Origin of the sequence: Streptomyces sp. KL109B (assembly GCF_030766935.1) — a bacterium.
GTDB lineage: Bacteria > Actinomycetota > Actinomycetes > Streptomycetales > Streptomycetaceae > Streptomyces.
In genome coordinates this window covers 1-449 of sequence record NZ_JASERL010000036.1, presented here as the reverse complement: position 1 = coordinate 449, position 449 = coordinate 1, and the positions used below count along the sequence as shown (strand labels likewise).

Here is a 449-nt window from a genome sequence, read left to right as displayed (position 1 = left end):
ATCCCGTGAGTGGCATAAGAAGGACGGACCGCGTCGTGCGGGGGTGTCAGCGTTCGGGATCAGCGGCACCAACGCTCACCTGATCCTGGAACAGGCGCCGTCGGCGGAGCCCGTGGCCGTGACGGAGCCGGTGGGGCCGGTCGGGTGGGTGTTGTCGGCACGGAACGAGGGGACACTGCGCACCCACGCCGGGCGGATCGCCGAGGCCGCCACCGATACCGACCTACCGGTGCAAGACGTGGCGGCAACGCTGGCCGCCCGCACCGTGTTCGACCACCGCGGCATCGTACTGGGCACCACACGCCAGGAGTTGCTGGCAGGACTCAACTCCCTCGCACAGGGCACCCCCTCCGACACCGTGGTGACCGGAACCGCCAAGCCCGGCAAAACAGTGCTGGTGTTCCCCGGACAGGGCTCCCAATGGAGCGCCATGGCACGCGAGTTGCACA

Annotated in this window: 1 protein-coding gene; it reads left to right on the top strand. The window is 69.0% G+C overall.

The window, feature by feature from the left end; genetic code table 11:
* Positions 1-43: 43 nt before the first annotated feature.
* Positions 44-449, top strand: a 406-nt coding sequence (locus tag RBJ65_RS42030; RefSeq protein WP_306332224.1) for a ketoacyl-synthetase C-terminal extension domain-containing protein, incomplete at its 3' end; no start/stop codon positions are given.